8 protein-coding genes are annotated in these 3,426 nt (G+C 40.6%); 4 read left to right on the top strand and 4 right to left on the bottom strand.

The window, feature by feature from the left end:
* Window positions 1–277: phage terminase large subunit family protein (locus tag J7R10_RS07815; protein ID WP_208436417.1), on the bottom strand; the 277-nt coding region annotated here is incomplete at its 3' end.
* Window positions 270–851 (bottom strand): hypothetical protein, encoded by a 582-nt coding sequence (locus J7R10_RS07810; RefSeq protein ID WP_010704784.1) that lies wholly within the window; start codon window positions 849–851, stop codon window positions 270–272. The genes J7R10_RS07815 and J7R10_RS07810, both read right to left, overlap by 8 nt.
* 87 nt (window positions 852–938) lie before the next feature.
* Here J7R10_RS07810 and J7R10_RS07805 point away from each other — a divergent pair, with 87 nt between their 5' ends.
* The 4 genes from J7R10_RS07805 (at window position 939) to J7R10_RS07790 (ending at window position 2,141) form a co-directional block, all read left to right on the top strand.
* The gene (locus tag J7R10_RS07805) at window positions 939–1,205 is read left to right on the top strand and encodes a BrnT family toxin (RefSeq protein WP_010704785.1); all 267 of its coding nucleotides are present in this window, start codon (window positions 939–941) and stop codon (window positions 1,203–1,205) included.
* Window positions 1,183–1,488 (top strand): BrnA antitoxin family protein, encoded by a 306-nt coding sequence (locus J7R10_RS07800; protein ID WP_010704786.1) that lies wholly within the window; start codon window positions 1,183–1,185, stop codon window positions 1,486–1,488. Before J7R10_RS07805 ends, J7R10_RS07800 begins: the two co-directional genes overlap by 23 nt.
* A gap of 121 nt (window positions 1,489–1,609) precedes the next feature.
* Complete coding sequence (locus tag J7R10_RS07795; protein WP_010704787.1) at window positions 1,610–1,873, top strand: type II toxin-antitoxin system RelB/DinJ family antitoxin; 264 nt, start codon at window positions 1,610–1,612, stop codon at window positions 1,871–1,873.
* Window positions 1,860–2,141: a type II toxin-antitoxin system YafQ family toxin gene (locus J7R10_RS07790; RefSeq protein ID WP_010704788.1), complete on the top strand. Its 282-nt coding sequence runs from the start codon at window positions 1,860–1,862 to the stop codon at window positions 2,139–2,141. The genes J7R10_RS07795 and J7R10_RS07790 overlap by 14 nt, the downstream gene beginning before the upstream one ends.
* 54 nt (window positions 2,142–2,195) lie before the next feature.
* Here J7R10_RS07790 and J7R10_RS07785 read toward each other — a convergent pair whose 3' ends face one another.
* Both J7R10_RS07785 and J7R10_RS07780 read right to left on the bottom strand, forming a co-directional pair.
* Window positions 2,196–2,474 carry a hypothetical protein gene (locus J7R10_RS07785; protein ID WP_010704789.1) on the bottom strand — a complete coding sequence of 93 codons (279 nt, stop codon included), beginning with the start codon at window positions 2,472–2,474 and terminating at the stop codon, window positions 2,196–2,198.
* A complete protein-coding gene (locus J7R10_RS07780) occupies window positions 2,471–3,181 on the bottom strand; it encodes a phage regulatory protein/antirepressor Ant (protein WP_010704790.1) in 711 nt (236 codons plus the stop codon). Before J7R10_RS07780 ends, J7R10_RS07785 begins: the two co-directional genes overlap by 4 nt.
* Window positions 3,182–3,426 lie beyond the last annotated feature (245 nt).

The raw sequence follows: 3,426 nt of genomic DNA, 5'->3' as shown, positions 1-3,426 counted from the left end.
GAATAGCATAACCACAAAAATTCAACGCTGCTTCCGACATTCCAACCTGAGCCCCCTTCATCACAACCGTTGTTTCAGTCGGATCATAAACAGAAAGATTATCCATGATTTCGCGCAAATAAGGGGTGCGCTTTGTTCTCCACAATCCAGGCTCTGCACTCGTAACTGTGCTAAGGTATCTATTCTTATCCGCCCATTGCGAAACCGTGTACGGTGGATCTGGTTGTCGTGCGTCATTGGCATTGGCGAAAAATTCTTCGATTGCATTTTCATCCATTATTCGTTTCTTGCAAGTTTTCTAACTCTGGAGAATGAGGATCATGAAAAGGCACTGGAATGTTAACTGCCTCAAGCAAAGCTGTTCTCATATAATAATCAATGGCACCAATAAGGCTAGCAGCATCACATCCAACTTGTGCTGCAATGCTTGCACCGAAACGGTGAGGAAAATTCAACATGGCATCACGGTGTGCTCTTCCAAATTCACGCGCTGCCTTTTTCATTTCTTCACGGTCAACAGTTGTTTCGCGTAACTGCTCAAGAGCAATCTTCTCTCTTTCAAGTGCGACTTGCATTCGCTCCAGTTTTATCTTGTATTCGTTGGCTCCATCTGTCGAGGCTTGTTTGATCTTTGTCCGCCGTTGACCATCAGGGGCTAAAAGTGAGGCAGGGCGCTTTGTTGGGTTCTCATTCCAGATAGCTGTTGCAAGAGCTTCATTGATAGAACCATCTTCAAAAAGAGCCGCATCAAATTTGCCTGTTTTAATCCGAGAAACAACCGCATTAGGAGAGACACGCATCTTTTTCGCAAAGGCTCGAACCGAGAGACCTTCACGATGCTTCTTAGTCATTCAGAGTTTCTCCTTCTGAAGGATTTATGCGAATTATCGTACACTTTATTTATTGACTGTATCGTATTTTAAGTGTACGTAAAATATATGAAGATAGTGTGGGATGAACCAAAAAGAGTTTTAAACATTGATAAACATAAGCTTGATTTTGCTGATGTTATTTACTTTGACTGGGAGCATGCTCTTATTGATGCGACACATTCAAACCGCATGAAAGCTATTGGACATTTTTCTGATGGCACAACAGTTATTGTTTTTGCAAAGCTTGGTAACGAAGCGATATCCATTATCAGTTTCCGTCGAGCTAATAAAAAAGAAAGAGAGGTTTTCAATGACTATCAAAAAAACCTTTGAAACAGGATGTGGCTACACAAAAGAAGATTGGGATGCTGTAGATTCTCCGCCACTAACAGATGAAGAACTTGCACGTCTAAAGCCAGCTAAAGATGTTTTACCATCCTCCTTTTTTAAGTATGTAACGGAAGAGCGCCGTAAACGCGGGCGTCCACCAGTTGAATCGCCCAAACAAGCGGTTACTCTACGTCTTGACCCAAACGTTATTGCCTCTTTTAAAAAACAAGGAAAAGACTGGCGAACACGTATGGGGGAAGTCTTAAAAAAAGCAAGTGGCAGATAAACTAGCTCTCCATTCTAAAAAATGATGTTTAATAGCGTATCAGATAAGCCAAACATTTTGCGGTTGAAATTAAACTTCAATTGTATTACATTGAAATACAGTTAAGAGAGGAGAGATCATCATGGCTGCCAGCCGCATGGTTCAAGCACGTGTACCGGAAGAGATCCAGAATGTTGCTAATCAAGTTATTCAAGCCTCCGGCTTATCAGTAAGTGATGTCGTGAGAGTGTTGATGACGCGTATTGCGCAAGATAAAGCTATTCCATCCTTCTTGTTTCAACCTAATGCAGAGACCATAGCGGCTTTTACTGAATTAGACGAAGACAACTTAAAAAAGTTTAATTCTGTAGACGAATTATTTGATGATCTCTATGCGGACGATTGAACGTACCACTGTTTTCAAACGTGATTTTAAGCGTGAAATGAAAGGGCGATATCGGCATCTTTTAAAGACTGACTTGCGCCAAATCATTGCCGCATTAGCAAATGATCAACCTTTAGAACCTCGACATCATGATCATGCATTAACTGGAAATTGGAAAGATTATCGAGATTGCCATATTCGACCTGATTTGGTTTTGATTTATCGATTAATCGGTCAAGATAGACTTATTTTGGTGCGTCTTGGTTCTCATTCACAGCTTAATCTGTAGGTGTAATTAACATCCTCCCCACTTTTGTAGCAGGGAGGGGAGTCATGTTTTTACTTAAGCAGCTTTCACAACAGGATTTTCTAAATTTGGCTGGTAAGCTTTCAACAACGGGTACATAACTGTAGGAAACTCTGAAGCTCCAAAGTCTGTAAGAACTGCTAAAATCTTTGTAATATTTGGCACGTCATCTTGAAGCTTTAAAATCAAAGCTTTTTCAACTACACCCATGACTTGAACCAAGGCGTTACAATCTTCATCTCCAATGCCTTGATGATTAGAAAATTGAGACAATGCCATCCACAAATCACATAAGAAATCAACACTGCACTTCATTGCACACCTCCATGGATTTGTTCTCTCAAGCAAGCCAATCCTCTAGATGTGATTTTTGTTGAAGGGAGCACTTTTTCTGTTCCATCCGGTCTTTGAATGGTAATAGCAGGACAGTCCATAAATCCTTTCTTGATCTTATCCTGATAGGGTAACAACGGAGCCCCTGGAGCACGGCGATAGACCCAATCATGTTTTCGCAAGTAATCGGTTAAATCTTTTGGTCGTACCTCCAGCATCTTAGCTGCTTCAATCAACCCAAACAGACCATCAGAGCGTTTTAAACCTTCAAGTGCTTTTGCCTTTGGTTCTAATTCTGCAATCACGTGATCTTTCTGCTCGATTTGGTTTTGTAAGTGATTCAAGAAACCTATCATTGCTTGTGGACTTGAATAGTCAATTTGTGGAGCTGCAATCTGCCTTTCCAATTCTTGCCAACAGTCAATGATTTTTGCACGTAAAGCAGTACTGTAACCAGACACAAGAATTAAACATTCTCGCTTGGGGAGATTATAACAAGGTCGAGTTTTCCCTTGTTCATCAATATAACTGCTTAAAAATTTAGCCGGCTCAAATTTGAGCTCGCTAAATATTTGCTTAATATCGCGCATAACATTCTTATGCTGCTTACTACACACTTCTGCAATTTCAATGCTAGACATAGTCTGAATAGCATTCTCACTAAAAGTGCTTTCTATAAGAGTGTTCATGATGAACTCCTTGTAGTTTTAGACGTTTTTCATTGACATCCAACAAGGGATGCCGGGTGCTGAAAAACACGGCTACAAGTCCGTCGTTATGCTTTCCTCACAAGGGTATTTTATGGCATAACCACACCCGACGAGGTCATTATACGCGTGTAGCATATAATGAGTCAAAGTCTTTAATGTACAGAAGACTGATTATTTCGGTAATCAATCCGCTTATGGTTTTAAGGTGTTTTTGAGGCACCTAA

Origin of the sequence: Bartonella vinsonii subsp. berkhoffii ATCC 51672 (assembly GCF_902825225.1) — a bacterium.
Lineage (GTDB): Bacteria > Pseudomonadota > Alphaproteobacteria > Rhizobiales > Rhizobiaceae > Bartonella > Bartonella berkhoffii.
The sequence above is the reverse complement of the archived record's forward strand: the minus strand, read 5'-3'. Positions and strand labels throughout refer to the sequence as shown.

Excerpts from the sequence above, each read along its gene's own strand:
- J7R10_RS07810 (WP_010704784.1), bottom strand. The coding sequence starts at position 851 with ATGACTAAGAAGCATCGTGAAGGTCTCTCGGTTCGAGCCTTTGCGAAA.
- J7R10_RS07805 (WP_010704785.1), top strand. The coding sequence starts at position 939 with ATGAAGATAGTGTGGGATGAACCAAAAAGAGTTTTAAACATTGATAAA.
- J7R10_RS07800 (WP_010704786.1), top strand. The coding sequence starts at position 1,183 with ATGACTATCAAAAAAACCTTTGAAACAGGATGTGGCTACACAAAAGAA.
- J7R10_RS07795 (WP_010704787.1), top strand. The coding sequence starts at position 1,610 with ATGGCTGCCAGCCGCATGGTTCAAGCACGTGTACCGGAAGAGATCCAG.
- J7R10_RS07790 (WP_010704788.1), top strand. The coding sequence starts at position 1,860 with ATGCGGACGATTGAACGTACCACTGTTTTCAAACGTGATTTTAAGCGT.
- J7R10_RS07785 (WP_010704789.1), bottom strand. The coding sequence starts at position 2,474 with ATGAAGTGCAGTGTTGATTTCTTATGTGATTTGTGGATGGCATTGTCT.
- J7R10_RS07780 (WP_010704790.1), bottom strand. The coding sequence starts at position 3,181 with ATGAACACTCTTATAGAAAGCACTTTTAGTGAGAATGCTATTCAGACT.